The following is a 26,285-nucleotide window of genomic DNA, read 5'->3' on the forward strand; positions in this document are numbered from 1 at the left end:
TGGTATTAATGTGGTTAAACATAAAAGAAAAACCCCGGAGCAAGCTCCAGGGTTTGAGGTACAGACACACTCGCCAACAGCAGTGACTTACTTGTCGCCCAACTGTTCTGACATGGTGTTACCCGGGTTCGGCGTACGCGGTTCATCAACCGGACGCGGCGCACGCGGGGTGCCATTGTTGTCAGAATTGTTGGAAGCGCCTGGGTCTTCCCAGCCTGCTGGCGGACGCACTTCGCGGCGAGCCATCAGGTCGTCAATCTGCGGAGCATCGATGGTCTCATATTTCATGAGCGCATCTTTCATCGAATGCAGGATGTCCATATTGTCGTTCAGGATCTGACGTGCGCGACCGTAGTTACGTTCAATCAGCGCTTTCACTTCCTGGTCGATGATACGAGCCGTTTCATCAGACATATGTTTCGCTTTCGCCACAGAACGGCCCAGGAATACTTCGCCCTCTTCCTCTGCATAGAGCAGTGGACCGAGTTTGTCGGAGAAGCCCCACTGAGTCACCATGTTACGCGCCAGGTTTGTCGCCACTTTAATATCGTTGGACGCACCGGTAGAAACATGTTCCGGACCGTAGATAATCTCTTCCGCCAGACGACCGCCGTACAGGGTTGAAATCTGGCTTTCCAGCTTCTGACGGCTGGCGCTGATCGCGTCGCCTTCAGGCAGGAAGAAGGTCACACCCAGCGCACGACCGCGCGGAATGATCGTCACTTTATGCACCGGATCGTGTTCCGGCACCAGGCGACCGATAATCGCGTGGCCCGCTTCGTGGTATGCTGTGGACTCTTTTTGCGCTTCCGTCATCACCATGGAGCGACGTTCCGCACCCATCATGATTTTGTCTTTCGCTTTTTCGAATTCCACCATCGACACTACACGTTTGTTACCGCGAGCGGCAAACAGTGCAGCTTCGTTGACCAGGTTAGCCAGGTCCGCACCGGAGAAGCCCGGAGTACCGCGCGCAATGATTGCCGCGTCGATATCTGGCGCCAGCGGTACGCGACGCATGTGCACTTTCAGAATCTGTTCACGACCACGAACATCCGGCAGACCGACCACAACCTGACGGTCGAAACGGCCTGGACGCAGCAGCGCAGGGTCAAGAACGTCCGGACGGTTAGTTGCCGCGATAACGATAATACCCTCGTTACCTTCGAAGCCGTCCATCTCAACCAGCATCTGGTTCAGGGTCTGCTCACGTTCATCGTGACCACCGCCCAGACCAGCGCCACGCTGGCGGCCCACGGCGTCGATTTCATCGATGAAGATAATGCACGGTGCTGCCTTTTTAGCCTGCTCGAACATGTCACGCACACGAGATGCACCGACACCCACGAACATTTCTACGAAGTCAGAACCTGAAATAGTAAAGAACGGTACCTTCGCTTCACCCGCGATGGCTTTCGCCAGAAGGGTCTTACCGGTACCCGGAGGGCCGACCATCAGGACGCCTTTCGGGATCTTACCGCCCAGCTTCTGGAAACGGCTCGGCTCGCGCAGGTATTCAACCAGTTCACCCACCTCTTCTTTTGCTTCGTCACAACCGGCGACGTCTGCAAACGTGGTTTTGATCTGATCTTCCGTCAACATACGCGCCTTGCTCTTACCGAACGACATGGCACCTTTGCCACCGCCGCCCTGCATCTGGCGCATAAAGAAGATCCAGACGCCGATAAGAAGCAGCATCGGGAACCAGGAGATGAAGATAGAAGCCAGCAGGCTCGGTTCTTCTGGCGGCTCACCTACCACCTTGACGTTTTTAGTCAGAAGGTTATCAAGCAGCTTAGGATCGTTCACCGGGATGTAAGTCGTGTAACGGTTACTATCTTTCTTGGTAACGTTGATCTCACGTCCGTTGATACGCGCTTCGCGAACCTGGTCCTGATTGACCTCCTGCAGGAAGGTAGAATAATCCACCTTGCGGCCATTCGACTCGCTGGGCCCAAAGCTCTGGAATACTGACATCAGCACAACGGCAATGACCAGCCAGAGTATTAGGTTTTTCGCCATGTCACTCAAGGGATTAACCTCATATTACAACTGTGTTAAAAACAGCGTCAGGATACTCTATATCCAGTGTCATTCAAACTTTCGTCTGAAATCTACCGGTTATCATTTTCGCCCGGTCGCTACAATATACACTTCACGGGAACGGGCCCGGGAAGAGTCCGGCTTACGAACTTTAACCTTCGCAAACAGGGAGCGAATTTCCTTAAGATACTCCTCGAAACCTTCGCCCTGAAACACCTTCACAACAAAACTACCACCAGGCGCTAGTACATCACGACACATTTCTAACGCTAGCTCCACCAGATACATGGCGCGGGGGATATCCACCGCCGGTGTTCCACACATATTTGGTGCCATATCCGACATGACAACCTGGACCTTACTGTCACCAACACGATCAAGTAACGCTTTCAGCACTAATTCATCACGAAAGTCGCCCTGAAGGAAGTCGACACCAACGATGGGATCCATTGGTAAAAGATCGCATGCGATGATGCGGCCCGTGCCGCCAATCTGCGTTACCGCATACTGCGACCATCCGCCAGGTGCCGCACCGAGGTCAACCACCGTCATCCCCGGCTTAAAAAGTTTGTCACTTTGCTGTATTTCATCAAGTTTAAACCAGGCACGGGAACGCAACCCCTTTTTCTGTGCCTGTTGAACATATTTATCGCTAAAGTGTTCCTGAAGCCAGCGGCTGGAGCTGGCAGAACGCTTTTTACCTGTCATTTAACATTTCCGTCCTGGTTCATCGTTGCTTGCCTGTGACGTAAATTTCTACGCAGCTATTTGGCGATATAAGGGAGATGGCGGTAGAATGAACCGTTTTCAATCCCAACGTAAGCAAAAATATACGATGAATCTGAGTACTAAACAAAAACAGCACCTTAAAGGTCTGGCACATCCGCTCAAGCCTGTAGTCATGCTTGGCAACAATGGTTTGACCGAAGGGGTGCTTGCCGAGATTGAACAAGCGCTGGAACACCACGAGCTGATCAAGGTGAAAATTGCCTCTGAAGACAGAGACACGAAGAACTTGATCGTGGAAGCCATCGTGCGCGAAACCGGTGCCTGTAACGTGCAGGTCATCGGTAAAACGCTGGTGCTCTATCGCCCAACTAAAGAGCGTAAAATCTCGCTGCCACGCTAAGGATATCCTGAATTAAACACATTTTCTGTGTAAAACGAGGGATTTCTGTCAGCAGGTGAGCAAAATGCCATGCTCCTTGAGTTGATAAAAGGCCGCTATGCGGCCTTTTTCCTTTCTTTACAATGTATCAACATCTTCGTGGAGAGGCGAATTACAGGTACTCAACCTTAATAATTTCGTATTCCACTTCGCCACCCGGGGTACGGATGGTCACGACATCGTCCTGCTCTTTGCCAATCAGGCCGCGAGCAATCGGTGAGTTCACTGAAATCAGGTTCTGTTTGAAGTCTGCTTCATCGTCACCCACGATGCGGTAAGTCTGCTCTTCGTCAGTGTCCAGGTTCAGCACGCTAACGGTTGAACCAAAGATCACACGCCCATTGTTTGGCATTTTGGTGATATCGATAACCTGCGCATTAGACAGCTTAGCTTCGATATCTTTAATACGCCCTTCACAGAAACCCTGCTGCTCACGCGCCGCGTGGTATTCAGCGTTCTCTTTCAGGTCGCCATGCTCACGCGCTTCCGCGATAGCGGCGATGATTTCAGGGCGACGAACAGATTTCAGGAAATCCAGCTCTTCGCGCAGTTTTTCGGCACCACGTAAGGTCATCGGAATAGCTTGCATTTGTTATACCTCTTAAACATTCCTGTTGGGAGCAGTGTTCCCTACCCCGGCCCTCATGAGCGGGCCAGAAGCAAAAAGAAAACCGACCCGGGAGCAACGCCCCAGGTCAGCAGCAATTTTCAATTTGATACGTATTTTACCGCGAAGTTCACTATGGGTCATCGTTTACTTTGCAGTGCCATGCACCGTAGTATGACGGTTTGTTTTCGGGTTGTTAGCGCGAGATTATGCGATTTTCCAGATTTATCATCGGATTGACTACCAGTATAACGTTCAGCGTTCAGGCCGCGAATGTTGATGAATATATTAATCAGCTCCCTGCCGGGGCCAACCTTGCTCTGATGGTGCAGAAGGTCGGCGCGCAGGCACCTGAGATTGACTATCACAGTCAACAAATGGCGCTGCCTGCCAGTACTCAGAAGGTGATCACTGCGCTCGCTGCCCTGCTTCAGCTTGGTCCTGACTTCCGTTTTACCACGACTCTTGAGACCAGGGGAGAGGTTAAAGACGGTGAGCTGAAAGGCGATCTTATTGCCCGTTTTGGCGGTGACCCCACCTTCAAACGTCAGGATATCCGCAACATGGTGGCGGTGCTGAAAAAATCTGGCGTGCAGAAGATCGATGGTAACGTGTTGATCGACACCTCCATCTTTGCCAGCCACGATAAAGCGCCGGGCTGGCCGTGGAACGACATGACGCAGTGCTTTAGCGCACCGCCATCGGCAGCGATTGTTGATCGTAACTGCTTCTCGATTTCGCTTTACAGCGCGCCAAAACCGGACGATTTAGCGTTTATTCGCGTGGCGTCTTACTACCCGGTCACCATGTTTAGCCAGGTCCGAACGCTGGCAAAAGGCTCCCCGGATGCGCAATATTGCGAACTGGATGTGGTGCCCGGCGACCTTAACCGCTTCACGCTTACCGGTTGCCTGACGCAACGCGCCGATCCCCTCCCGCTGGCCTTCGCCATCCAGGATGGCGCAAGCTACGCGGGCGCAATTCTCAAGGACGAACTGAAACAGGCTGGGATCACCTATACCGGTACCCTGCTCCGCCAGACGCAGGTTAATCAACCCGGCACGGTTGTCGCCAGCAAACAGTCTGCACCGTTGCACGATTTGCTAAGGATCATGCTGAAGAAGTCTGACAATATGATCGCCGACACCGTGTTCCGCATGATTGGTCACGCGCGTTTTGGCGTTCCGGGAACCTGGCGTGCGGGTTCCGACGCCGTGCGTCAGATCCTTCGTCAGCAGGCGGGGATCGATCTGGGCAATACTATCGCTGTCGATGGTTCCGGGTTATCACGTCACAATTTGATCTCCCCGGCGACCATGATGCAAGTGCTTCAGTACATTGCACAACATGACACTGAGCTAAACTTTATTTCGATGCTGCCACTTGCCGGGCATGACGGTTCACTTCAGTACCGGGCCGGTCTTCACGCCGCCGGTGTGGACGGTAAGGTATCAGCCAAAACAGGTTCACTGCAGGGTGTTTACAACCTTGCAGGCTTCATCACCACCGCCAGCGGGCAGCGTCTGGCATTCGTGCAGTATCTTTCCGGCTATGCCGTCGAACCGGCCGACCAGCGCAATCGCCGTATCCCGCTGGTGCGCTTCGAAAGCAGGCTTTATAAGGACATCTACCAGAATAACTAGCGATGAAACTACTTATAGTTGAAGACGATCTGTTATTACAGGAAGGGCTGGCGCTGGCGCTGTCCAATGAAGGCTATGCCCTCGACTGCGCCGCCACGGCGGCAGAGGCGGATGCCCTGATCCAGAGCGGTGAATACAGTCTGGTGATCCTCGATCTGGGCCTCCCGGATAAAGACGGGGCCACGTTGTTAAGCCAGTGGCGGCGTCGCGGTGTTGACAACCCGGTGTTGATCCTGACGGCGCGCGATGCCATCGAAGATCGTATCAACGGCCTGGATTCCGGCGCGGATGATTATCTGGTGAAGCCGTTTGCCCTTGCAGAGCTACAGGCGCGCGTGCGGGCGTTAATTCGCCGCTATCAGGGGCACAGTGATAACTTACTGACCGACGGTGATATTACCCTGAATCTGCAAACTCAGCAGGTGCTGTGCCAGTCTCTGCCTGTTGAGGTCACACCGAAAGAGTTCGCCCTGCTTACGCGTCTGATCATGCGTAGCGGGCAGACGGTACACCGTGAAACCCTCCAGCAGGATATCTACTCCTGGCAGGACGATCCGGGGTCAAATACCCTTGAAGTCCACATTCACAATTTGCGACGCAAACTTGGCAAAGACCGGATAAAAACCGTTCGTGGCGTGGGTTATCGTCTGGAGAGACAGAAATGAACAGTATGCGTCGGCGATTAATGGTTTTGCTGGCGGTGATCCTGTTATTTTTCCAGTTGATAAGCGTGATTTGGCTGTGGCATGAAAGCCGCGAACAGATTGGCTTTCTGGTCAATGAAACGCTGTCTGCAAAGGCACGTAACAACCATGTCGAAAAAGAGATCCGCGAAGCGATTGCCTCGCTGCTGGTCCCTTCCCTGGTGATGGTCGGTTTTACCCTGCTCTTCTCCTTCTGGGCAGTCACCTGGATAACTCGTCCGCTGAATCAATTGCGGGCCAGTCTGGCGAATCGTTCGGCGGACAACCTCACTCCGCTGCCCATGTATTCAGATATGGAAGAGATTGGCGCCGTCACAACCTCTCTTAACCAATTGCTCGCCAGGCTTGATCACACCATACAACAGGAAAGGCTCTTTACCGCCGATGCCGCGCATGAACTGCGAACCCCACTCGCCGGGATCAGATTGCATCTGGAACTGATGGCACAGTCAGGTTCGCCACAGGCTTCAGCATTAATCAGCCGTATCGATCAACTCATGCATACCATTGAACAGCTGCTGATGCTGGCGCGGGCCGGGCAGGCAATGGCGAGCGGCCACTACGAGACGGTAAACTGGACAGACAATATCATCACCCCGCTTGGCCTTGAGCATGAAGCCAAAGAACATACGGTGATATGGCCGGCCAAAAGTCCGCTAACGGTGCAGGGGGACGCGGTGCTTCTGCGACTCATGCTGCGTAACCTGCTGGAGAATGCCGGGCGCTATAGCCCCGCAGGGACCACTATCACAGTGACATTGACCGCACAGGACGGCGGTACTCGGGTCAGCGTGATCGATCAGGGCCCCGGTATTGATGAAGCACACCGGCAGTCAATTACCGAGCCGTTCCGTCGTCTCGATCAGCGCTACGGTGGCAGTGGCCTGGGTCTGAGCATTGTGCAACGCATTGTGCAGCTTCACCACGGAAAGCTGACGCTGGAGAATGCCGCAGAAGGCGGACTCATTGCCAGTTGCTGGCTGCCTTCAACGTTAGAATAAAAAAAAGCCCCTGTATCAACAGGGGCCTTATCGGGTCATTAGTGCTTGTAGATGAACTCGACGCCTTCTTCGTCGTCTTCATCCCAGTCGTCGTCCCAGTCGTCTTCCTCTTCCGCTTCCAGCTCTTCAAGCTGTTGACGGTGGTAGTCATCCCACATGAATTCGACTTTTTCAGGCTGCTTCGCTTCTTCCGCCTGAACAACCGGGTTCTCGATGATAAAGGTCATCACATCCCAGCAGAGATCTTTCACGCCAACCTGGCTTGCCGCAGAGATCAGGTAGTATTTATCTTCCCACCCCATCGCTTCAGCAATGGCTTTCGCTTTTGCTTCCGCTTCGGCTTTATCCATCAGGTCAATTTTGTTAAAGACCAGCCAGCGCGGTTTGTTCGCCAGTTTCTCGCTGTATTTCTCCAGCTCGCCGACGATGATACGGGCATTTTCTACCGGATCGGACCCGTCGATCGGATCGATATCGATGAGGTGCAGCAGTACGCGGCAGCGCTCAAGGTGTTTCAGGAAGCGGATACCCAGACCGGCACCTTCCGCTGCACCTTCAATCAGACCCGGGATATCGGCAACCACAAAGCTCTTCTCGTTATCCATACGGACAACGCCCAGGCTTGGCACCAGCGTGGTAAACGGATAGTCCGCTACTTTTGGCTTAGCGGCAGAGACGGCGCGAATAAACGTGGATTTACCAGCGTTTGGCATCCCCAGCATCCCCACATCGGCCAGCAGCATCAGCTCCAGCTGCAGGTCGCGCTTATCGCCCGGCGTACCCATTGTTTTCTGACGCGGCGTACGGTTGACGGAAGATTTGAAACGGCTGTTGCCCAGACCGTGCCAACCCCCTTTTGCAACCATCAGACGCTGACCGTGTTTGGTCATGTCGCCCATGGTCTCACCGGTACCCTGATCGATCACACGCGTACCCACCGGTACCTTAATGGTGACGTCTTTACCACGTTTACCGGTACAGTCACGGCTCTGGCCGTTCTGGCCACGCTCAGCGCGGAAAGATTTTTCGAAACGGTAGTCGATCAGCGTATTGAGGTTCTCATCCGCCTCCAGCCATACGTCACCGCCGTCGCCGCCGTCGCCGCCGTCAGGGCCACCACGAGGAATATATTTTTCACGGCGGAAGCTTACGCAACCGTTGCCGCCATCACCTGCCACGACCAGGATCGTCGCTTCATCAACAAACTTCATTTTACTCTCCGTAAATCATTCGCCTGAGCGGGGACCGCTTCATTTTTGCACCAACGCCCCCAGAGACGATGACCAATGGCGGAATACATCGCGCCCGCAACCACGACAAACGCACCGAGATAACCCAACAGGTTGAGCATCGGTCTGACGAAGACATCGGGCCAGGCCATTGATAACAAATCTGAAAATAACAGCGTAAACAGCGGAGTGAGCGTAATCAATGCGCTCACCTGTGCTGCCTGCCAGCGCGCCATTGCTTCGGCCAGCGCGCCATAACCGACCAGCGTATTCAGCCCACAAAATATGAGGCACGCCAGCTGCCAGTCGCTAAGCTGGGTGATCACCCCCGGCTTCGCTAACGGCAATAATGCTATTGTACACAAAGTGTACAGCAAAAAGAGGATCTGCTGTGAGGCAAGACGACGCAATAACACCTTTTGCGCGACGCCATAGCTCACCCAAACCGTTGCTGCCCCCACACCGAAGATTACACCCCAGGTGTAATCGGTCAGGCGGGTAAAAATCTCTATCAGGCTGGTATTGAAGAACATTACCAGGCCACATAGCAGCATGCTCGCCCCGACGATCTGCGTACCGCGCATCTTCTCCTTGAGGATAACGACGCTGGCAACCATCATGCCGACCGGTGAAAGTTGACCAATCACTTGCGACGCCGTCGGGCTGAGATATTGCAGGGAAGAACTGAACAGAATGAAGTTGCCAAACAGTCCCCCCGTCGCGATAGCCAGTAATACCAGCCAGCGCGGTTTACGGAAGAGACGCAGGGGCGGAAGCTTGCCTTTAACAGCAAGGATGGCGCCCAGGCCGATACTTGCCATCAGAAAGCGATAAAACACCACCGTAGGCGGTTCCATCACTTCCAGTACCTGCTTCATTGCAATTGGCAGCGCACCCCAGCACATTGCGGTTGTGAGCGCCAAAAGAATTCCAATGCCGGCCTGCTGCTTCATGCCCGTTTTCCCTACAGAAAAAATTACCGGGTTTCCAATGTAAAAAGCCCCGCAACAGGTTGCGGGGCTTTAATCCGTTACCGGACCGAGAAAACCTTACTCAGCAACGATGCTGATGTATTTACGGTTGTTCGGGCCTTTAACTTCAAATTTCACTTTACCGTCTGCTTTAGCAAACAGAGTGTGGTCACGACCGCAACCTACGTTGTTGCCAGCGTGGAATTTGGTACCACGTTGACGAACGATGATGCTACCCGCCAGAACGGATTCGCCACCGAAACGCTTAACGCCCAGGCGTTTAGCTTCTGAATCGCGACCGTTACGTGTGGAGCCGCCAGCCTTTTTATGTGCCATTTAAATCTCTCCTCAGGTCTTAGGCGCTGATGCCAGTAATTTTCACATCAGTGAACCACTGACGGTGGCCCTGCTGCTTACGGTAGTGTTTACGACGACGAAACTTAACGATTTTAACTTTCTCGCCACGACCGTGAGCAACAACTTCAGCTTTGATAACGCCGCCATCAACGAAAGGAACGCCGATTTTGACTTCTTCACCGTTTGCGATCATCAGAACTTCTGCGAACTCAACAGATTCGCCAGTTGCGATGTCCAGCTTTTCCAGGCGAACGGTCTGACCTTCGCTTACTCGGTGTTGTTTACCACCACTTTGGAAAACCGCGTACATATAAACTCCGCTTCCGCGCACATCCTCGTATGAATCAGAGTGCGCTATAAATATTCACAATAGGGCGCGAATATTACGCAAAACGCGAGCCTTTGACAAGTGCTACCATCAATACATGAAGAAAAAAAACACAACACGTACGGTAGCGTTTATCTGAGCCGTTTTTTCAGTACAATCAGCAATACTATTGATAAACCGAAACCCTTCGTTACCCCATTAAAGATGGGATAAACAGGATAAAAAGCCCGGCTTTTGCGATGAATTTAGAAAAAATCAACGAGTTAACCGCGCAAGATATGGCGGGTGTGAATGCAGCAATCCTGGAACAACTCAACTCTGATGTTCAGCTAATCAATCAGTTGGGCTATTACATCGTCAGCGGCGGCGGTAAACGTATTCGCCCGATGATTGCCATACTGGCCGCCAGAGCCGTGGGTTATCAGGGAAAGGCTCATGTCACTATCGCAGCACTGATCGAATTTATTCACACTGCGACGCTTCTGCATGATGATGTTGTGGATGAATCAGACATGCGTCGTGGCAAAGCCACGGCAAACGCCGCCTTCGGCAACGCAGCCAGCGTTCTGGTCGGTGACTTTATCTATACCCGTGCCTTCCAGATGATGACCAGCCTCGGCTCTCTGAAAGTGCTGGAAGTGATGTCTGAAGCCGTTAACGTGATCGCGGAAGGCGAAGTGCTGCAGCTGATGAACGTCAACGATCCTGACATCACCGAAGAAAATTACATGCGCGTAATCTACAGCAAAACCGCGCGCCTGTTTGAAGCCGCGGCGCAATGTTCCGGCATTCTGGCTGGCTGTACCGCTGCGCAGGAAAAAGGGCTGCAGGACTATGGCCGTTATCTGGGGACCGCATTCCAGCTGATTGACGATTTGCTGGACTACAGTGCTGATGGTGAAACGCTCGGCAAAAACGTCGGCGATGACCTCAACGAAGGTAAACCGACCCTGCCGCTGCTCCATGCCATGCACAACGGATCCGCTGACCAGGCGAAAATGATCCGTGAAGCAATCGAGCAGGGAAATGGACGCCATCTACTGGAACCGGTACTGGAAACAATGGCCATCTGCGGCTCGCTGGAGTGGACGCGTCAGCGCGCTGAAGAAGAGGCGGATAAAGCCATCGCGGCACTGCAGGTCATTCCAGACAGCCCATGGCGCGATGCATTAATCGGCCTTGCCCACATCGCCGTACAGCGCGATCGTTAACGTCTCGCTTCTCCCCGCGGCCTTCGCGGGGAGATTTCAATAAGTTCTTATAAATTCCATATTCGCGTAAAATCATCGGCTTACAGACCGCATGAATAAAGCCATGTCTTATTCTGAATATTCCTTCAAGTAACGCGAACTTTTTAGAGCCTGTGTTCAAAATGAGTATAGTAACCTCGTCGTTTCGGTAGAAATGACGTGGGTGATTACGAACACAAGGACAGCTTTATGGATATGAAATTTATCGACTGGCACTCAGCAGATATTATTGCTGCGCTGCGCAAAAAAGGAACATCGCTCGCCGCTGAATCACGTCGCAATGGATTGAGCTCATCAACGCTGGCAAATGCCCTGACTCGCCCCTGGCCAAAGGGTGAATTAATTATTGCTTCGGCGCTGGAGACGCACCCGTGGGTCATTTGGCCCTCGCGTTACCACGATCCCATTACCCATGAGTTTATTGACAGAACACGCATGATTCGCCAGAAAAAAACCAGGAAAGAGCAACCGGTCTGACGCGCTTTTTTTGACAGGAACAGCAACCCCCCGGCCATCTCTGGCAGGGGGCTGCCGGAACGATTACTCGCCCTTCACACGCTCGATATTGGCACCCAGCGCGCGCAGTTTGTCTTCAATACGCTCGTAACCACGATCGATGTGGTAGATACGATCCACAACCGTCGTTCCTTCCGCGATACAACCCGCTAATACCAGGCTCGCAGACGCACGCAGATCGGTTGCCATAACCTGCGCACCAGAGAGCTTCTCAACACCGTGGCAAATCACTGTGTTACTTTCGATCTCTGCATGTGCGCCCATACGGATCAGCTCCGGTACGTGCATGAAGCGGTTCTCGAAGATAGTCTCGGTGATCACACCGGTACCTTCTGCCACCAGGTTCAGCAGCGTGAACTGAGCCTGCATATCGGTCGGGAATGCCGGATGCGGAGCCGTGCGAACGGTTACCGCTTTTGGACGTTTACCGTGCATATCAAGGCTGATCCAGTCTTCACCGGTTTCGATATCCGCACCCGCTTCACGCAGCTTCGCCAGCACCGCATCCAGGGTGTCAGGCTGCGCATTACGGCAAACAATCTTGCCGCCAGAAATGGCCGCAGCCACCAGGAAAGTCCCGGTTTCAATACGGTCTGGCAGAACGCGATACACACCGCCCCCCAGACGCTCAACGCCTTCAATGGTGATGCGATCGGTACCCTGGCCAGAGATTTTTGCACCCAGCGCCACGAGGAAGTTGGCAGTATCCACAATTTCCGGCTCGCGCGCGGCGTTTTCGATAATGGTGGTACCTTCTGCCAGCGTTGCCGCGGACATAATGGTGACGGTTGCGCCAACGCTCACTTTGTCCATGACAATGTGTGCGCCTTTCAGGCGGCCATTAACGGACGCTTTAACGTAACCTTCTTCCAGTTTGATCTCCGCGCCCAGCTTCTCCAGACCGAAGATATGCAGGTCAACAGGACGCGCGCCAATGGCGCAACCACCAGGCAGTGACACCTGTCCCTGACCAAAACGCGCTACCAGCGGGCCAAGCGCCCAGATGGATGCACGCATGGTTTTCACCAGGTCGTACGGTGCTGAGAAGTTGTTCACGTTGCTGGCATCGATCCAGACGGAGCCATTACGCTCGACTTTCGTCCCCAACTGGGTGAGCAGCTTCATGGTGGTGTCGATATCTTTCAGCTTCGGTACGTTCTGAATTTCTACCGGCTCTTCCGCGAGCAGCGCAGCAAAGAGGATCGGCAGCGCGGCGTTTTTCGCGCCAGAAATTGTGACTTCGCCCTGGAGGCGCGTCGGCCCCTGTACACGAAATTTATCCATGGTGTGCTCTCTTATAAATTCAACCGTGCTGCGGGCGCATCGCCCTCAGCTCAAAAACCGTTTAGTTTGCGATCGCGTGCCCACTCTTGCGGGGTGAACGCTTTAATCGACAGGGCGTGGATGCGGTTATCCGCAATATATTCCATCAGCGGCGCGTACACAGCCTGCTGTTTCTTCACACGGCTCATACCGTCGAACATCTCACCCACAGCAATAACCTGGAAGTGACTGCCATCGCCTGTGACGTGGGCTTCCTGAAGGGAGAGTGCATTCATCAGCACTGTCTGGATTTCATGATTTTCCATGAGTTCTTAATCATCTGATAGTGAAAACAAGCCCAACATCTTAGAGCAAAGTGGCGTCGTCTTAAACAAGCAAAAAGCCCCGACGATGAAACTGTCAGGGCTTTCAGAAGTAACGCACTGAAAATATTAATGCGGCAGTACGTCCTGAGGAAGATTGTAGAGCTGCGCCAGGGTGACGACATTATCGCTGGCCCCGTGAAGCATTACGGTTGCCCCCTGCTTTTTCCCCACGGCAATGAGGTGGGCAAGTAGCGCCACCCCAGCCGTATCCACCCGCGTGACGCCGCTCAAATCGATCAGCGTAACGCCCTGCATGGCGTCATGGCGTTTATCCCATAACGGGTTGAGCAGATCCTGATCGAGTTCACCGGACAGCTTTAATGTTTCGCCCTCACGCGACCAGCTCAGTTGCTGCGACATTACTTCTTCTCATCCAGGGTGATTTTCTGGCGAGAGATAGACTGCAGCTGGGCGGTCAGGCCATCAATGCCTTTAGTACGCAGCAGGTCGCTCCACTCATTCTGTTTAGTCGTGATCATGCTCACCCCTTCGGCGATCATGTCATACGCCTGCCAGTTGCCGGTCTGGCTGTTTTTACGCCACTGGAAATCCAGGCGAACCGGTGGACGACCGTTAGGATCGATGATCGTGACGCGAATAGGCACAATGGAGGCATCACCCAGCGGCTGTTCCGGTGCAATCTGGTAGGTCTGGCCGTGGTACATCGCCAGCGCCTGGCCGTAAGCCTGTTTCAGGTATTCACGGAAGGCAGCAAAGTAGGCTTCACGCTGCGCAGGGGTAGCGTCTTTGTAATAACGCCCCAGCACCAGCGCACCGGCATATTTGATCTGCACATACGGCAGCAGCTCCTGATCGACCACGTCACGCAGATAATCAGGATTAGAACGAATTTTAGGCTGTTCGTTTTTAAGACGATCGAAGGTTTTCTTCGCGGCTTCGTCCATCAGTTTGTACGGGTTGCTCTGATCCGCGGCGTGTGCTGCCGTGAGAGGGGCAATAACCAGCATGGCAACCATTAACAGTCGTTTAAACATGAATGACTTCTCCTGATATTAATTCGTCGTGCCAGGTGTCGGTGCGACGTTGGTATGATCTTCAGTCTGCGCAGGGGCAGCATCGGACTTTTTATCATCTCCCTTACTGTTGTAAAGGAACTGACCAATCATGTCCTCCAGCACCATCGCGGACTTGGTATCCTGGATCACGCTACCGTCTTTAAGGATAGTCGTTCCAAGCTCAGGATCTTCAAAGCCCACGTTCAGTGCCAGATATTGTTCGCCCAGCAGGCCGGAGGTGCGGATAGAAAGCGAGCTGGTATCCGGGATATGGTTGTAACGCTCTTCAATATCCATCGCCACGCGCGGCAGATAGGTTTTTTCATCAAGCGTAATGTCAGCCACACGGCCAATAACCACACCGCCAATACGCACAGGAGAGCGCGCCTTCAGCCCTCCGATATTATCGAAAGTGGCATAGATGCGATAAGTCGGTTCGGTACGCACTGAGGTGATATCCGCCGCTCTCAGGCAGATAAACAGTGCGGCAAGCAGTGCCAGCAACAGGAACACGCCGACCCAAATTTCATTTTTTCTCGTTTGCATGAACTCAATTCCCAAACATCAGTGCGGTGAGCACAAAATCCAGACCCAATACGGCCAGCGACGAATGTACGACAGTACGTGTAGTTGCACGGCTAATGCCCGCCGACGTCGGGATGGCATCGTAACCATTAAATAACGCAATCCAGGTGACCGTAATGGCAAATACCACGCTTTTAATCAAACAGTTAACCAGATCCATTCGCAGATCGATGGCGTCCTGCATGGCAGACCAGAAGAAACCGGCATCAATGCCTTTCCAGTGAACGCCCACCAGCGAACCGCCCCAGATACCGACGGCCACAAACAGGATAGTCAGCAACGGTAAGGAGATAACCCCTGCCCAGAAACGGGGGGAGATAACACGCCGCAACGGATCGACCGCCATCATTTCCATACTGGAAAGCTGCTCGGTGGCACGCATCAGACCAATCTCTGCGGTGAGTGCCGACCCCGCGCGTCCGGCAAACAGCAGTGCCGCCACCACCGGCCCCAGTTCACGCAGCAGCGAAAGCGCCACCAGCATGCCGAGGCTGGTTTCCGCGCTGTAGGTCGTCAGAACAAGGTAGCCCTGCAGCCCCAGCACCATGCCGATAAACAGACCGGACACAATGATGATGAGCATCGACAGCACGCCGACGTTATAGAGTTGCCTTACCAGTAAAGGCGCGTGCTTGCGGAACTCCGGCTTGCCGACCAGCGCGTTGAACAACATCAATCCGGCGCGCCCGAACGTCCTGATGGTTTTTATGCCACGGTGTCCAAGAGCGGCCAACGCATTTAACAGCATGAGTGGCTTAACTCCCTATTCCCAATAAATCGTCACGATAGTCGCCCGCAGGGTAGCGGAACGGCACAGGCCCATCCGCAATACCGTCGAGGAACTGCCGTACTCGCGGATCGCAGTTTTCCTGCAACGCCTGGGCGCTGCCGTGCGCGACGATCCTTTTGTCTGCCACAATGTAGGCATAGTCGGCAATACTCAACACTTCCGGCACATCGTGAGACACCACAATACAGGTGACGCCGAGCGCGCTGTTCAATTCAGAGATGAGCTTCACCAGCACGCCCATCGTAATTGGATCCTGTCCGACAAACGGTTCGTCGAACATGATTAAATCGGGTTCCAGCGCAATGGCTCTCGCCAGCGCGGCGCGACGCGCCATGCCACCAGACAGCTCTGAGGGCATCAGCTTTGCGGCGCCACGCAGCCCTACCGCCTCCAGCTTCATCATTACCGTGCTTTTCAGCAGCTCTGGCGGAAGCTGCGTATGCTCACGCAGCGGATAGGCGACATTATCAAAGACGTTCATGTCGGTGAACAAGGCCCCCGACTGAAAGAGCATGCTCATCCGCTTGCGCACAGTATACAGGCGCGACCGCGACATCTCCGGTACGTTTTCGCCGTCGAAGAGGATTTCACCGCTATCGGGTGGGATCTGCCCACCGATAAGTCGCAGCAGGGTCGTTTTACCGATCCCGGACGGTCCCATGATGGCTGTGATTTTGCCACGTGGCACGGTCAACGAAATATCATCAAATATCAATCTGTTGCCGCGAGAAAAGCTCACCCCACGGACATCGACTAAATTCGCCATCGTTTGGCTCATTTACGGTTCCTTTCTTACCCTGCTTCATGCGAAGCGTGAAGCTTAAATCAGCCCTAAACCCCACATTTTTACAGAATATTAGCCGTAGAGGTTAGCGAAAGCTGGCATTTGTTTTACTTTTCCGGCGCATAAAGTCAAAATTAGGAATTCGTTACGTCTTAGGCTGTATGCAGCGCTAACAATTCCCGCGCGGTGGACCGGCGAGTATACCTGAAGAAAGGACTTTTGATGCTTTTAGCAACAGCACTGTTAATAATTGGTTTACTTTTGGTGGTCTACAGTGCTGACCGTTTGGTGTTTGCTGCATCGATCCTGTGCCGCCTCACTGGCGTCCCACCTGTTGTCATCGGGATGACCGTGGTCAGTGTTGGAACCTCCCTGCCTGAAATCATCGTCTCTGTGACGGCATCGCTGCATGGTCAGATAGACCTTGCTGTTGGCACCGCGATTGGCTCTAACATCGTCAATATTCTGCTTATTCTGGGCCTGGCCGCGCTGCTCCATCCATTTCGCGTGCATTCTGATGTTCTGCGCCGGGAATTGCCGCTAATGTTGATCGTAAGCCTGTTGGCAGGATGCGTATTTTACGATGGCGTTCTGAGCTACAGTGACGGCATTTTCTTGCTGGCGCTGGCGGTCATCTGGCTGCTCTATAGTGTTAACATTGCCCGCCTGGCGGAAAAACAGGGTCAGGACAGCCTGACGCGTGAGCAGGTCGCCGAGCTACCGCGTGAAGGTACGCTGCCTGTGGCACTGCTCTGGCTGGGTGTCGCGTTGATCATTATGCCCATGGCAACACGGATGGTCGTGGATAACGCGACGGTACTGGCGAATTATTTCGCCATGAGCGAACTGACCATTGGCCTGACCGTGATCGCCATCGGCACCAGCCTGCCGGAGCTGGCCACGGCCATTGCCGGGGCACGTAAAGGTGAAGATGACATCGCCATCGGCAATATTATCGGCTCGAACATCTTCAATATTGCCATCGTCATGGGCCTGCCAGCCCTGATAACGCCCGGGCCGTTTAACCCGCTGGCCTTCTCACGTGATTACGGGGTGATGTTGCTGGTAAGCGTTATCTTTGCCCTGCTCTGCTGGCGGCGGCAACGACAGATCGGCAAAGGCGCAGGCGCGCTGCTGACGGGTGGATTTATCGTATGGATGGCGATGCTGTACTGGCTTTCGCCTCTTCTCTCTGGGTAAACGGAAACGCATTATGTCGCAAATAGAATTGCAGCCGGGTTTTGACTTTCAGAAAGCAGGCAAAGACGTTCTGGAGATTGAACGTGAAGGTCTGGCGCAGTTAGATCAGTACATTAATCAGGATTTTAGTCTGGCCTGTGAGAAGATGTTCTACTGTGCCGGTAAAGTCGTGGTAATGGGGATGGGCAAGTCCGGCCACATTGGCCGCAAAATGGCCGCCACTTTCGCCAGCACCGGCACCTCCTCCTTCTTTGTACATCCAGGAGAAGCGGCACACGGCGATCTGGGCATGGTGACGCCGCAGGATGTCGTCATTGCGCTGTCAAACTCCGGGGAGTCCAACGAGATCCTGGCGCTGATACCGGTTCTGAAGCGGCTGCAGGTCCCGCTCATTTGCATGACCAGCCGCCCGGAAAGCAGCATGGCACGTGCGGCGGATATTCACCTGTGCGTGAAAGTGCCGAAAGAGGCCTGCCCACTGGGTCTTGCGCCGACATCCAGCACCACCGCGGCGCTGGTGATGGGCGACGCGCTTGCCGTTGCGCTCCTTGAAGCCCGCGGTTTTACCCCTGAAGATTTCGCGCTTTCCCATCCTGGCGGTGCGCTGGGTCGGAAGCTGCTGCTGCGGGTTAACGATATTATGCATACTGGCGATGAGATCCCTCACGTCAGTAAAGAGGCCTCTCTGCGTGATGCGCTGCTGGAAATCACCCGTAAAAACCTGGGCATGACGGTGGTGTGTGACGATCTGATGAAGATCGAAGGGATTTTCACCGACGGTGACCTGCGTCGCGTGTTCGACATGGGCGTGGATGTTCGCACGCTGGGTATTGCCGATGTGATGACGCCCGGCGGGATTCGCGTTCGCCCGGGCACGCTGGCGGTGGATGTACTGAACCTGATGCAGTCCCGACATATCACCTCAGTGATGGTTGCCGATGGCGACCAATTGCTGGGTGTGGTACATATGCATGATCTGCTGCGCGCAGGCGTAGTGTAATGAAGGATAAGACAATGAGTAATGCGGGTGCATCCCTTGCAACCTGTTATGGTCCGGTCAGTGCCCACGTGATGGCAAAGGCAGAAAATATTCGCCTGCTGATTCTGGATGTGGACGGCGTACTGTCCGATGGCCTGATTTACATGGGCAATAATGGTGAAGAGCTGAAAGCGTTCAACGTTCGCGATGGCTACGGTATTCGTTGTGCACTCACATCGGGTATCGAGGTTGCCATCATCACCGGGCGAAAAGCTAAACTGGTAGAAGATCGCTGTGAAACGTTGGGCATTACCCATCTGTATCAGGGACAGTCCGATAAGATGGCTGCTTTCAATGATTTACTGGGTAAACTGTCTATCGCGCCAGAACATGTGGCCTATGTCGGGGACGACCTGATCGACTGGCCGGTAATGGCTGAGATTGGCCTGAGTGTCGCGGTTGCGGATGCGCATCCGCTGCTGATCCCGCGGGCTGATTATGTTACCCACATCAACGGTGGCCGTGGTGCCGTACGTGAAGTCTGCGATCTGCTTCTGCTGGCGCAGGGCAAGCTTGATGAGGCCAAAGGGCAATCGATATGAGTAAAACCAGACGTTGGGTTATCATTCTGCTTTCGCTTGTCGCACTGATACTGATTGGCGTGAACCTTGCCGATCGTGACGATACGCAAACGGAAGTGATCAACAATAACGATCCAACCTATAAAAGCGATCACAGTGATACCGTAGTCTATAGCCCGGAAGGTGCGCTGAACTATCGCCTGATTGCCCAGCACGTTGAATATTTTTCAGATGACGGTATTTCGTGGTTTACCCAGCCGGTCATGACGACGTTTGACAAGGACAAAGTGCCGACCTGGTCGATTAAGTCCGACCGGGCAAAACTGACGAATGACCGTATGCTTTATCTTTATGGCCATGTTGAAGTCAACGCCCTGACCGCTGACTCACAACTGCGCAAAATTACGACAGATAATGCCCAGATCAACCTGGTTACTCAGGATGTGACGTCGCAGGATCTGGTCACTCTGTACGGCACAACATTTAATTCCAGCGGTTTAAGAATGCGCGGGAACTTACGCAGCAAAAACGCCGAGCTGATTGAAAAGGTTAGAACCTCCTATGAAATTCAAAACAAACAAACTCAGCCTTAAAGTAATTATCGCCAGCGCGATGCTGGCGGCCAGTCTTCCCGCGCTTGCTGTTACTGGCGATACCGAACAGCCGATCCATATCGAGTCCGATACGCAGTCTCTTGATATGCAGGGTAATGTCGTTACCTTTACCGGCAACGTGGTCATGACCCAGGGCACCATCAAGATTAACGCCGATAAGGTGGTCGTTACCCGTCCAGGTGGCGAACAGGGCAAAGAGATCATTGATGGCTACGGCAACCCGGCCACGTTCTACCAGATGCAGGACAACGGCAAGCCAGTGAAGGGCCATGCCAGCCACATGCATTATGAACTGGCGAAAGATCTGGTCATCCTTACCGGTAACGCCTATCTGGAACAGCTCGATAGCAATATCACCGGCGATAAGATCACCTATCTGGTGAAAGAGCAAAAAATGCAGGCCTCCAGCGAGAAAGGCAAACGCGTCACCACCGTGTTAGTGCCGTCTCAGCTGCAGGACAAAGGCAAGGGCCAGGCTCCGGCACAGAAGAAGAGTAACTAATTCGTTATGGCAACATTAACTGCAAAAAATCTCGCGAAGGCCTATAAGGGCCGCCGTGTCGTGGAAGATGTCAGTCTGACCGTCAACTCCGGCGAAATTGTTGGCCTGCTTGGTCCAAACGGTGCAGGTAAAACCACGACCTTCTACATGGTCGTGGGTATTGTCCCACGCGATGCCGGTAACATCATCATTGATGATGAAGACATCAGCCTTCTGCCACTGCACGCGCGCGCGCGCCGGGGTATTGGCTACCTGCCGCAGGAAGCCTCCATTTTCCGTCGCCTGAGCGTCTTCGATAACCTGATGGCCGTTCTGCAAATTCGTGACGACCTGACCAGCGAACAGCGTCAGGATCGCGCCAACGAGCTGATGGAAGAGTTTCACATTGAGCACCTGCGCGATAGCCTTGGTCAGGCGCTGTCCGGGGGGGAACGCCGCCGTGTTGAAATTGCACGCGCGTTGGCAGCAAACCCGAAGTTCATCCTGCTGGATGAACCATTTGCAGGCGTTGACCCCATCTCCGTTATCGACATTAAACGTATTATTGAGCATCTGCGCGACAGCGGTCTTGGCGTGTTGATTACTGACCACAACGTCCGTGAAACACTGGCCGTATGTGAACGTGCGTATATCGTGAGCCAGGGCAACCTGATCGCCCACGGCACGCCACAGCAGATCCTCGAAGATGATCATGTTAAGCGCGTCTATCTTGGGGAAGACTTCAGACTCTGATAGGGTAGAGGTAACGTAACGCCGAACCGGAGAAAAATGCTCTGAACATGAAGCAAGGTTTGCAATTAAGGCTCAGCCAACAACTGGCGATGACGCCGCAGTTACAGCAGGCGATTCGCCTGTTGCAACTGTCCACATTAGAACTCCAGCAGGAGCTCCAGCAAGCGCTGGACAGCAATCCGCTGCTGGAGCAAGCCGATCTTCATGACGAGGTAGACACTCAGCAATCACAGGACACGGAAGCCCTCGATACCGCCGATGCACTCGAACAAAAAGAGATGCCGGACGAGCTTCCGCTGGATGCCAGCTGGGATGAAATCTACACCGCCGGAACCCCTTCCGGCACGCGTGCAGACTACCAGGACGATGAGCTACCGGTCTATCAGGGTGAAACCACCCAGTCACTACAGGATTACCTGATGTGGCAGGTGGAGCTGACCCCTTTCTCCGATACCGATCGCGCGATTGCCACCTCCATCGTCGATGCCGTTGACGATACCGGCTATCTGACCGTCACGCTGGACGATATTCTGGAAAGCATGGGCGATGACGAGATTGAACTTGAAGAGATAGAAGCCGTTCTGAAGCGCATTCAGCGTTTCGACCCGGTGGGCGTAGCAGCGAAAGACCTGCGCGACTGTCTGCTGATCCAGCTTTCGCAGTTCAGCAAAGAGACGCCCTGGATCGATGAAGCCCGCTTAATCATCAGCGATCATCTGGATCTGCTGGCTAACCATGATTTCCGTACCCTGATGCGCGTTACGCGTCTGAAAGAAGAGGTGCTGAAAGAGGCGGTTAACCTGATCCAGTCGCTCGATCCTCGCCCCGGCCAGTCGATCCAGACCAGTGAGCCTGAATACGTCATACCTGACGTGCTGGTCAGAAAACACAACGGCCGCTGGGTCGTTGAACTCAATTCAGACAGCATTCCTCGCCTGCAAATCAATCAGCAATATGCCTCCATGTGCACCAGCGCGCGTAACGACGCCGACAACCAGTATATTCGTAGCAATCTGCAGGAAGCGCGTTGGTTAATCAAAAGCCTGGAGAGCCGCAATGATACGCTGTTGCGTGTGAGCCGCTGTATCGTCGAACAACAGCAGGCTTTCTTTGAGCAGGGCGAAGAGTATATGAAACCGATGGTGCTGGCGGATATCGCCCAGGCCGTCGAGATGCATGAATCAACGATTTCCCGCGTGACCACGCAGAAGTATCTGCACAGTCCTCGCGGTATATTTGAGCTTAAGTATTTCTTCTCCAGCCATGTGAATACCGAAGGCGGTGGCGAAGCCTCGTCAACGGCGATTCGTGCACTGGTGAAGAAGTTGATCGCCGCGGAGAACCCCGCGAAGCCACTGAGCGACAGTAAGTTAACCACCATGCTGTCCGACCAGGGTATTATGGTGGCACGTCGTACTGTTGCGAAGTATCGAGAGTCTTTATCCATTCCGCCGTCTAACCAGCGTAAACAGCTGGTCTGACACAACCGATAAGGAAGACACTATGCAGCTCAACATCACTGGACAAAACGTCGAAATTACTGAAGCTTTACGCGACTTTGTGAACACGAAATTCGCAAAACTCGAGCAGTATTTCGAAAGGATCAATCAGGTCTATATTGTGTTGAAAGTGGAGAAAGTGACTCATATCTCGGATGCAACCCTGCATGTCAATGGGGGCGAACTCCACGCCAGTGCGGAAGGGCAAGACATGTACGCTGCTATCGATGGCTTGATTGATAAGCTTGCAAGACAGCTCAATAAACATAAAGATAAACTGAAACAACACTAATTGTCCGGGCAGTTAACGGGTGCAGGAAGGCCTGTTGTGGAGCACAACAGGCCATTTGTACAGTTAGCGCTTAGGTGAAATTATGATGAACAACGATTCCGCTCTTCAATTGAGCAATGTCCTTAACCAGGAATGTACCCGCAGTGGCGTTCACTGCCAGAGCAAAAAACGTGCGCTGGAGATTATCAGTGAACTGGCCGCAAAACAGCTGGGCCTGCCACCGCAGGTCGTATTCGAAGCCATCCTGACCCGTGAAAAAATGGGCAGTACCGGTATCGGCAACGGCATTGCGATCCCGCATGGCAAACTGGAAGAGGACACCCTGCGTGCCGTCGGTGTGTTTGTGCAACTGGAAACGCCTATTGCCTTTGATGCCATCGATAACCAGCCCGTTGATCTCCTCTTCGCGCTGCTGGTTCCTGCCGATCAGACGAAAACCCATCTGCATACGCTTTCACTGGTCGCTAAACGCCTGGCCGATAAAACCATCTGCCGTCGACTGCGCTCAGCGCAAAGTGATGAAGAGCTTTATGAAATTATCACTGAAGCAGAAGGCAGTCAGGATGAGGCATAACCAGGAGATGGCCTTCACATCTGTTGTCCTGAGGAGAAACGGAACATGGTGCTGATGATTGTCAGTGGCCGTTCAGGGTCGGGGAAATCCGTCGCCCTGCGCGCGCTGGAAGACATGGGTTTTTACTGCGTAGATAACCTGCCGGTGGTACTGCTGCCCGAGCTGGCGCGCACCCTTGCAGACAGACAAATCTCTGCCGCCGTCAGCATCGACGTCCGTAACATGCCTGAATCGCCAGAAATCTTTGAACAGGCGATGAGCAACCTGCCGGACACCTTTTCACCTCAGCTGTTGTTCCTTGATGCGGACCGCAACACGCTGATCCGTCGCTACAGCGATACCCGTCGTTTGCACCCGCTTTCCAGCAAGAACCTCTCTCTGGAGAGCGCAATCGACGAAGAGAGCGACCTGCTGGAGCCCCTGCGCTCACGTGCCGATTTGATTGTCGACACCTCCGAAATGTCCGTTCACGAGCTGGCAGAAATGCTGCGTACCCGTTTACTGGGCAAACGCGAGCGTGAACTGACAATGGTGTTTGAGTCATTCGGCTTTAAGCACGGCATACCTATCGATGCGGATTATGTTTTCGACGTGCGCTTCCTGCCAAACCCACACTGGGATCCGAAACTGCGTCCAATGACCGGTCTGGATAAACCCGTCGCGGCGTTCCTCGACAGGCACACAGAAGTTCACAATTTTATCTACCAGACGCGAAGCTACCTTGAGCTATGGTTACCTATGCTGGAGACAAACAATCGTAGCTATCTGACGGTAGCGATTGGTTGTACCGGCGGTAAACATCGTTCGGTCTATATCGCCGAACAGCTGGCCGACTATTTCCGTTCACGCGGAAAGAACGTTCAGTCCCGTCATCGCACGCTGGAAAAACGTAAAACATGACCGTAAAACAAACCGTTGAGATCACCAATAAGCTGGGCATGCACGCACGCCCGGCAATGAAGCTGTTTGAACTGATGCAGGGTTTCGATGCGGAAGTTCTGCTGCGAAATGATGAAGGGACCGAAGCGGAAGCAAACAGCGTCATTGCGCTGCTGATGCTGGACTCCGCCAAAGGTCGCCAGATTGAAGTCGAAGCTACCGGCCCACAGGAAGAGGAAGCGCTGGCGGCGGTGATTGCGCTGTTTAACGCCGGGTTTGACGAGGATTGATTTCAGCCCCGCTGGCGGGTGGCGCTGTGCTTACCCGCTACATCAGCTTATTACGCTGCATAAACCCTTCCCCGCCTAACTGACGCATCTGGCGCATGATCCACGCCTGACGGCTTCGCACGTACCCGGACGGGGCACTGGCCTTAAAGCGGATGGGATTAGGCAAGACGGCAGCCAGGAGCGCCGCTTCGGACATACTCAGTCGGCTGGCCGGTTTATTGAAATAGCGCTGCGCGGCGGCCTCCACACCAAACACGCCATCGCCAAACTCAGCAATATTGAGATAGACGGTCAGAATGCGTTTTTTGCTCCAGACCGTTTCCATCCCCAGCGTCAACCCCGCTTCCAGCCCTTTTCGTACCCAGCTGCGGCCGTCCCACAGGAACAAATTCTTTGCGGTTTGCTGCGATAATGTCGATGCCCCACGGACGCGGTTTTCGTGGCGTTCATTGTGCGCCAGCGCTTTCTCGATTGCCGCCACGTCAAACCCCCAGTGTTCCGGGAATTTCTGATCCTCTGCCGCAATGACCGCCAGTCCCATAAAAGGTGAGATCTCATCCATACTTACCCAGTCCGAGTGAGCCACATAGCTGAAATCACCGCTGAGCCATGCCCCAAGCTGACGCTCGACCATCACGGCCGAAAACGGGACCGGCATAATGCTGAATAAGGCGAGTCCGCCGCCCCAGAATACCGCGAGCACGAGAACGATGCGCAACAGGGCGCGTTTCACCCACGCGCCTGCGCCGAATTTACGACTCATTCAGTCAACACCAGCACTCTGGCCACCAGTTTTTCGATGCCTGCAGCGGCCTCGGCAATATTCTGCGCCAGCATCCAGGCAGGTGTGGTAACGACCTTGTTGTCTTCATCCACCACAATGTCATCCACCGGACAAGGTACGTGCTCGCCGCCCATCTCCTCGATGATTTCTGCGGTATCAATATCGGTGCCGATTGTCAGCCGCAGCGGGAAATCAAAAATTTTAGGCAGCATTGCCGGCGCGATACAGATAAAGCCCTGCGGTTTACCTGCCGCGTGCATCGCCTGCGACAGCGCTTTTAAATGGGGATCGATCTGACACGCCGCCCCTTCTGAAGCAAAGGTACTGAGATTTTTGGCCGCCCCAAACCCGCCCGGCACGATTAACGCATCGAGCTCAGCGGCGTCCGCCTGAATAAGGGGGTGGACATCGCCACGCGCAATACGCGCCGCTTCAATCAGTACGTTACGGGTTTCCGCCATGGCCTCTCCGGTCAGATGATTAATCACATCTGCCTGCTTTTTGTCTGGCGCGAAACAGATCGCTTCCGCCCCCTGCCTTGCCAGGGCCAGCAGCGTGATGACGGCTTCATGAATTTCTGAACCATCGTAAACACCGCATCCGCTCAGTACGACACCAACCTTTTTCATCCTGACGTTCCTTCTTTGCAACTTGCTGAAGCACATAATTAATTTTGATTAAAACGCTATGCTTCACACATTTCACTGATTCATGTAAC

At 53.7% G+C, this 26,285-nt stretch carries 33 protein-coding genes; 17 read left to right on the top strand and 16 right to left on the bottom strand.

The window, feature by feature from the left end; all coding sequences use genetic code 11:
- Positions 1-87: 87 nt before the first annotated feature.
- Together ftsH and rlmE are read right to left on the bottom strand one after the other, a co-directional pair.
- Positions 88-2,022 (bottom strand): ATP-dependent zinc metalloprotease FtsH, encoded by a 1,935-nt coding sequence (gene ftsH, locus AC2FAK_RS16780; RefSeq protein WP_013098921.1) that lies wholly within the window; start codon positions 2,020-2,022, stop codon positions 88-90.
- Positions 2,023-2,124: 102 nt separating this feature from the next.
- The gene (gene rlmE, locus AC2FAK_RS16785) at positions 2,125-2,751 is read right to left on the bottom strand and encodes a 23S rRNA (uridine(2552)-2'-O)-methyltransferase RlmE (protein ID WP_003861812.1); all 627 of its coding nucleotides are present in this window, start codon (positions 2,749-2,751) and stop codon (positions 2,125-2,127) included.
- 127 nt (positions 2,752-2,878) lie between these two features.
- Between rlmE and yhbY the strand changes: the two genes are divergently transcribed.
- On the top strand, positions 2,879-3,172 hold the full coding sequence (gene yhbY, locus AC2FAK_RS16790) for a ribosome assembly RNA-binding protein YhbY (protein WP_014833438.1): 294 nt from the start codon (positions 2,879-2,881) through the stop codon (positions 3,170-3,172).
- A gap of 151 nt (positions 3,173-3,323) precedes the next feature.
- Here yhbY and greA read toward each other — a convergent pair whose 3' ends face one another.
- Positions 3,324-3,800, bottom strand: a complete 477-nt coding sequence (greA, locus tag AC2FAK_RS16795; protein WP_013098923.1) for a transcription elongation factor GreA — start codon at positions 3,798-3,800, stop codon at positions 3,324-3,326.
- 227 nt (positions 3,801-4,027) lie between these two features.
- Here greA and dacB point away from each other — a divergent pair, with 227 nt between their 5' ends.
- The 3 genes from dacB to pmrB are packed head-to-tail and all read left to right on the top strand — an operon-like array spanning position 4,028 to position 7,166.
- Positions 4,028-5,461 carry a serine-type D-Ala-D-Ala carboxypeptidase gene (gene dacB, locus AC2FAK_RS16800; RefSeq protein ID WP_038983620.1) on the top strand — a complete coding sequence of 478 codons (1,434 nt, stop codon included), beginning with the start codon at positions 4,028-4,030 and terminating at the stop codon, positions 5,459-5,461.
- Positions 5,462-5,463: 2 nt separating this feature from the next.
- A complete protein-coding gene (pmrA, locus tag AC2FAK_RS16805; RefSeq protein ID WP_013098925.1) occupies positions 5,464-6,126 on the top strand; it encodes a two-component system response regulator PmrA in 663 nt (220 codons plus the stop codon).
- Positions 6,123-7,166, top strand: coding sequence for a two-component system sensor histidine kinase PmrB (gene pmrB, locus AC2FAK_RS16810; protein ID WP_029883388.1), 1,044 nt, complete (start codon positions 6,123-6,125; stop codon positions 7,164-7,166). Before pmrA ends, pmrB begins: the two co-directional genes overlap by 4 nt.
- Before the next feature lie 38 nt (positions 7,167-7,204).
- Here the strand turns inward: pmrB and cgtA are convergent, their stop codons facing one another.
- The 4 genes from cgtA to rplU all read right to left on the bottom strand — a co-directional run bounded on the left by cgtA (position 7,205) and on the right by rplU (position 10,033).
- Positions 7,205-8,377 (bottom strand): Obg family GTPase CgtA, encoded by a 1,173-nt coding sequence (gene cgtA, locus AC2FAK_RS16815; RefSeq protein WP_013098927.1) that lies wholly within the window; start codon positions 8,375-8,377, stop codon positions 7,205-7,207.
- Positions 8,374-9,348: a DMT family transporter gene (locus tag AC2FAK_RS16820; RefSeq protein ID WP_058680253.1), complete on the bottom strand. Its 975-nt coding sequence runs from the start codon at positions 9,346-9,348 to the stop codon at positions 8,374-8,376. The genes cgtA and AC2FAK_RS16820 overlap by 4 nt, the downstream gene beginning before the upstream one ends.
- Positions 9,349-9,444: 96 nt before the next feature.
- The gene (gene rpmA / locus AC2FAK_RS16825; protein WP_004385076.1) at positions 9,445-9,702 is read right to left on the bottom strand and encodes a 50S ribosomal protein L27; all 258 of its coding nucleotides are present in this window, start codon (positions 9,700-9,702) and stop codon (positions 9,445-9,447) included.
- 19 nt (positions 9,703-9,721) lie between these two features.
- Entirely contained in the window at positions 9,722-10,033 is a 312-nt protein-coding gene (gene rplU / locus AC2FAK_RS16830) for a 50S ribosomal protein L21 (RefSeq protein ID WP_003025032.1), read from the bottom strand.
- A 257-nt stretch (positions 10,034-10,290) separates the two neighbouring features.
- Between rplU and ispB the strand changes: the two genes are divergently transcribed.
- Positions 10,291-11,262: an octaprenyl diphosphate synthase gene (gene ispB, locus AC2FAK_RS16835; RefSeq protein WP_013098929.1), complete on the top strand. Its 972-nt coding sequence runs from the start codon at positions 10,291-10,293 to the stop codon at positions 11,260-11,262.
- A gap of 228 nt (positions 11,263-11,490) precedes the next feature.
- Entirely contained in the window at positions 11,491-11,778 is a 288-nt protein-coding gene (gene sfsB, locus AC2FAK_RS16840) for a DNA-binding transcriptional regulator SfsB (RefSeq protein ID WP_038983629.1), read from the top strand.
- Positions 11,779-11,841: 63 nt separating this feature from the next.
- On the opposite strand, the gene murA is transcribed toward sfsB, so the two are convergent.
- The 7 genes from murA to mlaF form a co-directional block, all read right to left on the bottom strand.
- Positions 11,842-13,101, bottom strand: coding sequence for a UDP-N-acetylglucosamine 1-carboxyvinyltransferase (gene murA, locus AC2FAK_RS16845; protein ID WP_013098931.1), 1,260 nt, complete (start codon positions 13,099-13,101; stop codon positions 11,842-11,844).
- A gap of 50 nt (positions 13,102-13,151) precedes the next feature.
- A complete protein-coding gene (ibaG, locus tag AC2FAK_RS16850; RefSeq protein WP_008501458.1) occupies positions 13,152-13,406 on the bottom strand; it encodes a BolA family iron metabolism protein IbaG in 255 nt (84 codons plus the stop codon).
- Between the two features lie 126 nt (positions 13,407-13,532).
- A complete protein-coding gene (gene mlaB, locus AC2FAK_RS16855) occupies positions 13,533-13,826 on the bottom strand; it encodes a lipid asymmetry maintenance protein MlaB (protein ID WP_023622313.1) in 294 nt (97 codons plus the stop codon).
- Positions 13,826-14,461, bottom strand: coding sequence for a phospholipid-binding protein MlaC (gene mlaC, locus AC2FAK_RS16860; RefSeq protein WP_095455378.1), 636 nt, complete (start codon positions 14,459-14,461; stop codon positions 13,826-13,828). The genes mlaB and mlaC overlap by 1 nt, the downstream gene beginning before the upstream one ends.
- A gap of 18 nt (positions 14,462-14,479) precedes the next feature.
- Positions 14,480-15,028 (bottom strand): outer membrane lipid asymmetry maintenance protein MlaD, encoded by a 549-nt coding sequence (gene mlaD, locus AC2FAK_RS16865; RefSeq protein WP_013098934.1) that lies wholly within the window; start codon positions 15,026-15,028, stop codon positions 14,480-14,482.
- Between the two features lie 4 nt (positions 15,029-15,032).
- The gene (gene mlaE / locus AC2FAK_RS16870; RefSeq protein WP_010436044.1) at positions 15,033-15,815 is read right to left on the bottom strand and encodes a lipid asymmetry maintenance ABC transporter permease subunit MlaE; all 783 of its coding nucleotides are present in this window, start codon (positions 15,813-15,815) and stop codon (positions 15,033-15,035) included.
- Between the two features lie 7 nt (positions 15,816-15,822).
- On the bottom strand, positions 15,823-16,635 hold the full coding sequence (gene mlaF / locus AC2FAK_RS16875; RefSeq protein WP_020687352.1) for a phospholipid ABC transporter ATP-binding protein MlaF: 813 nt from the start codon (positions 16,633-16,635) through the stop codon (positions 15,823-15,825).
- A gap of 228 nt (positions 16,636-16,863) precedes the next feature.
- On the opposite strand from mlaF, the gene AC2FAK_RS16880 reads away from it, so the two are divergent.
- From AC2FAK_RS16880 to npr, 11 genes are all read left to right on the top strand, one after another.
- Positions 16,864-17,841, top strand: a complete 978-nt coding sequence (locus tag AC2FAK_RS16880) for a calcium/sodium antiporter (RefSeq protein WP_013098936.1) — start codon at positions 16,864-16,866, stop codon at positions 17,839-17,841.
- A 13-nt stretch (positions 17,842-17,854) separates the two neighbouring features.
- Positions 17,855-18,841, top strand: coding sequence for an arabinose-5-phosphate isomerase KdsD (kdsD, locus tag AC2FAK_RS16885; RefSeq protein ID WP_014833452.1), 987 nt, complete (start codon positions 17,855-17,857; stop codon positions 18,839-18,841).
- A gap of 14 nt (positions 18,842-18,855) precedes the next feature.
- The gene (gene kdsC / locus AC2FAK_RS16890) at positions 18,856-19,422 is read left to right on the top strand and encodes a 3-deoxy-manno-octulosonate-8-phosphatase KdsC (protein WP_029883391.1); all 567 of its coding nucleotides are present in this window, start codon (positions 18,856-18,858) and stop codon (positions 19,420-19,422) included.
- A complete protein-coding gene (lptC, locus tag AC2FAK_RS16895; protein ID WP_013098939.1) occupies positions 19,419-19,994 on the top strand; it encodes an LPS export ABC transporter periplasmic protein LptC in 576 nt (191 codons plus the stop codon). The genes kdsC and lptC overlap by 4 nt, the downstream gene beginning before the upstream one ends.
- Complete coding sequence (gene lptA / locus AC2FAK_RS16900) at positions 19,963-20,517, top strand: lipopolysaccharide ABC transporter substrate-binding protein LptA (protein WP_013098940.1); 555 nt, start codon at positions 19,963-19,965, stop codon at positions 20,515-20,517. The genes lptC and lptA overlap by 32 nt, the downstream gene beginning before the upstream one ends.
- Positions 20,518-20,523: 6 nt before the next feature.
- Positions 20,524-21,249 carry an LPS export ABC transporter ATP-binding protein gene (gene lptB, locus AC2FAK_RS16905; protein WP_013098941.1) on the top strand — a complete coding sequence of 242 codons (726 nt, stop codon included), beginning with the start codon at positions 20,524-20,526 and terminating at the stop codon, positions 21,247-21,249.
- A gap of 47 nt (positions 21,250-21,296) precedes the next feature.
- Positions 21,297-22,730 carry an RNA polymerase factor sigma-54 gene (gene rpoN, locus AC2FAK_RS16910; RefSeq protein ID WP_013098942.1) on the top strand — a complete coding sequence of 478 codons (1,434 nt, stop codon included), beginning with the start codon at positions 21,297-21,299 and terminating at the stop codon, positions 22,728-22,730.
- A 22-nt stretch (positions 22,731-22,752) separates the two neighbouring features.
- Positions 22,753-23,040 carry a ribosome hibernation promoting factor gene (gene hpf / locus AC2FAK_RS16915; RefSeq protein ID WP_013098943.1) on the top strand — a complete coding sequence of 96 codons (288 nt, stop codon included), beginning with the start codon at positions 22,753-22,755 and terminating at the stop codon, positions 23,038-23,040.
- Positions 23,041-23,122: 82 nt separating this feature from the next.
- Entirely contained in the window at positions 23,123-23,614 is a 492-nt protein-coding gene (gene ptsN, locus AC2FAK_RS16920) for a PTS IIA-like nitrogen regulatory protein PtsN (protein ID WP_013098944.1), read from the top strand.
- Positions 23,615-23,659: 45 nt separating this feature from the next.
- Positions 23,660-24,514 carry an RNase adapter RapZ gene (gene rapZ, locus AC2FAK_RS16925; protein ID WP_013098945.1) on the top strand — a complete coding sequence of 285 codons (855 nt, stop codon included), beginning with the start codon at positions 23,660-23,662 and terminating at the stop codon, positions 24,512-24,514.
- Complete coding sequence (gene npr, locus AC2FAK_RS16930) at positions 24,511-24,783, top strand: PTS phosphocarrier protein NPr (RefSeq protein WP_003861872.1); 273 nt, start codon at positions 24,511-24,513, stop codon at positions 24,781-24,783. The genes rapZ and npr overlap by 4 nt, the downstream gene beginning before the upstream one ends.
- A 37-nt stretch (positions 24,784-24,820) precedes the next feature.
- On the opposite strand, the gene mtgA is transcribed toward npr, so the two are convergent.
- Positions 24,821-25,546, bottom strand: a complete 726-nt coding sequence (gene mtgA / locus AC2FAK_RS16935) for a monofunctional biosynthetic peptidoglycan transglycosylase (protein ID WP_020687356.1) — start codon at positions 25,544-25,546, stop codon at positions 24,821-24,823.
- Complete coding sequence (gene elbB, locus AC2FAK_RS16940; protein WP_023619937.1) at positions 25,543-26,196, bottom strand: isoprenoid biosynthesis glyoxalase ElbB; 654 nt, start codon at positions 26,194-26,196, stop codon at positions 25,543-25,545. Before elbB ends, mtgA begins: the two co-directional genes overlap by 4 nt.
- Between the last annotated feature and the right edge of the window lie 89 nt (positions 26,197-26,285).

The organism is Enterobacter cloacae complex sp. 394F7, from assembly GCF_057320385.1.

Bases quoted from the DNA above. Each gene is read 5' to 3' on its own strand.
- ftsH (WP_013098921.1), bottom strand. From the start codon at position 2,022: ATGGCGAAAAACCTAATACTCTGGCTGGTCATTGCCGTTGTGCTGATG.
- rlmE (WP_003861812.1), bottom strand. From the start codon at position 2,751: ATGACAGGTAAAAAGCGTTCTGCCAGCTCCAGCCGCTGGCTTCAGGAA.
- yhbY (WP_014833438.1), top strand. From the start codon at position 2,879: ATGAATCTGAGTACTAAACAAAAACAGCACCTTAAAGGTCTGGCACAT.
- greA (WP_013098923.1), bottom strand. From the start codon at position 3,800: ATGCAAGCTATTCCGATGACCTTACGTGGTGCCGAAAAACTGCGCGAA.
- dacB (WP_038983620.1), top strand. From the start codon at position 4,028: ATGCGATTTTCCAGATTTATCATCGGATTGACTACCAGTATAACGTTC.
- pmrA (WP_013098925.1), top strand. From the start codon at position 5,464: ATGAAACTACTTATAGTTGAAGACGATCTGTTATTACAGGAAGGGCTG.
- pmrB (WP_029883388.1), top strand. From the start codon at position 6,123: ATGAACAGTATGCGTCGGCGATTAATGGTTTTGCTGGCGGTGATCCTG.
- cgtA (WP_013098927.1), bottom strand. From the start codon at position 8,377: ATGAAGTTTGTTGATGAAGCGACGATCCTGGTCGTGGCAGGTGATGGC.
- AC2FAK_RS16820 (WP_058680253.1), bottom strand. From the start codon at position 9,348: ATGAAGCAGCAGGCCGGCATTGGAATTCTTTTGGCGCTCACAACCGCA.
- rpmA (WP_004385076.1), bottom strand. From the start codon at position 9,702: ATGGCACATAAAAAGGCTGGCGGCTCCACACGTAACGGTCGCGATTCA.
- rplU (WP_003025032.1), bottom strand. From the start codon at position 10,033: ATGTACGCGGTTTTCCAAAGTGGTGGTAAACAACACCGAGTAAGCGAA.
- ispB (WP_013098929.1), top strand. From the start codon at position 10,291: ATGAATTTAGAAAAAATCAACGAGTTAACCGCGCAAGATATGGCGGGT.
- sfsB (WP_038983629.1), top strand. From the start codon at position 11,491: ATGGATATGAAATTTATCGACTGGCACTCAGCAGATATTATTGCTGCG.
- murA (WP_013098931.1), bottom strand. From the start codon at position 13,101: ATGGATAAATTTCGTGTACAGGGGCCGACGCGCCTCCAGGGCGAAGTC.
- ibaG (WP_008501458.1), bottom strand. From the start codon at position 13,406: ATGGAAAATCATGAAATCCAGACAGTGCTGATGAATGCACTCTCCCTT.
- mlaB (WP_023622313.1), bottom strand. From the start codon at position 13,826: ATGTCGCAGCAACTGAGCTGGTCGCGTGAGGGCGAAACATTAAAGCTG.
- mlaC (WP_095455378.1), bottom strand. From the start codon at position 14,461: ATGTTTAAACGACTGTTAATGGTTGCCATGCTGGTTATTGCCCCTCTC.
- mlaD (WP_013098934.1), bottom strand. From the start codon at position 15,028: ATGCAAACGAGAAAAAATGAAATTTGGGTCGGCGTGTTCCTGTTGCTG.
- mlaE (WP_010436044.1), bottom strand. From the start codon at position 15,815: ATGCTGTTAAATGCGTTGGCCGCTCTTGGACACCGTGGCATAAAAACC.
- mlaF (WP_020687352.1), bottom strand. From the start codon at position 16,635: ATGAGCCAAACGATGGCGAATTTAGTCGATGTCCGTGGGGTGAGCTTT.
- AC2FAK_RS16880 (WP_013098936.1), top strand. From the start codon at position 16,864: ATGCTTTTAGCAACAGCACTGTTAATAATTGGTTTACTTTTGGTGGTC.
- kdsD (WP_014833452.1), top strand. From the start codon at position 17,855: ATGTCGCAAATAGAATTGCAGCCGGGTTTTGACTTTCAGAAAGCAGGC.
- kdsC (WP_029883391.1), top strand. From the start codon at position 18,856: ATGAGTAATGCGGGTGCATCCCTTGCAACCTGTTATGGTCCGGTCAGT.
- lptC (WP_013098939.1), top strand. From the start codon at position 19,419: ATGAGTAAAACCAGACGTTGGGTTATCATTCTGCTTTCGCTTGTCGCA.
- lptA (WP_013098940.1), top strand. From the start codon at position 19,963: ATGAAATTCAAAACAAACAAACTCAGCCTTAAAGTAATTATCGCCAGC.
- lptB (WP_013098941.1), top strand. From the start codon at position 20,524: ATGGCAACATTAACTGCAAAAAATCTCGCGAAGGCCTATAAGGGCCGC.
- rpoN (WP_013098942.1), top strand. From the start codon at position 21,297: ATGAAGCAAGGTTTGCAATTAAGGCTCAGCCAACAACTGGCGATGACG.
- hpf (WP_013098943.1), top strand. From the start codon at position 22,753: ATGCAGCTCAACATCACTGGACAAAACGTCGAAATTACTGAAGCTTTA.
- ptsN (WP_013098944.1), top strand. From the start codon at position 23,123: ATGATGAACAACGATTCCGCTCTTCAATTGAGCAATGTCCTTAACCAG.
- rapZ (WP_013098945.1), top strand. From the start codon at position 23,660: ATGGTGCTGATGATTGTCAGTGGCCGTTCAGGGTCGGGGAAATCCGTC.
- npr (WP_003861872.1), top strand. From the start codon at position 24,511: ATGACCGTAAAACAAACCGTTGAGATCACCAATAAGCTGGGCATGCAC.
- mtgA (WP_020687356.1), bottom strand. From the start codon at position 25,546: ATGAGTCGTAAATTCGGCGCAGGCGCGTGGGTGAAACGCGCCCTGTTG.
- elbB (WP_023619937.1), bottom strand. From the start codon at position 26,196: ATGAAAAAGGTTGGTGTCGTACTGAGCGGATGCGGTGTTTACGATGGT.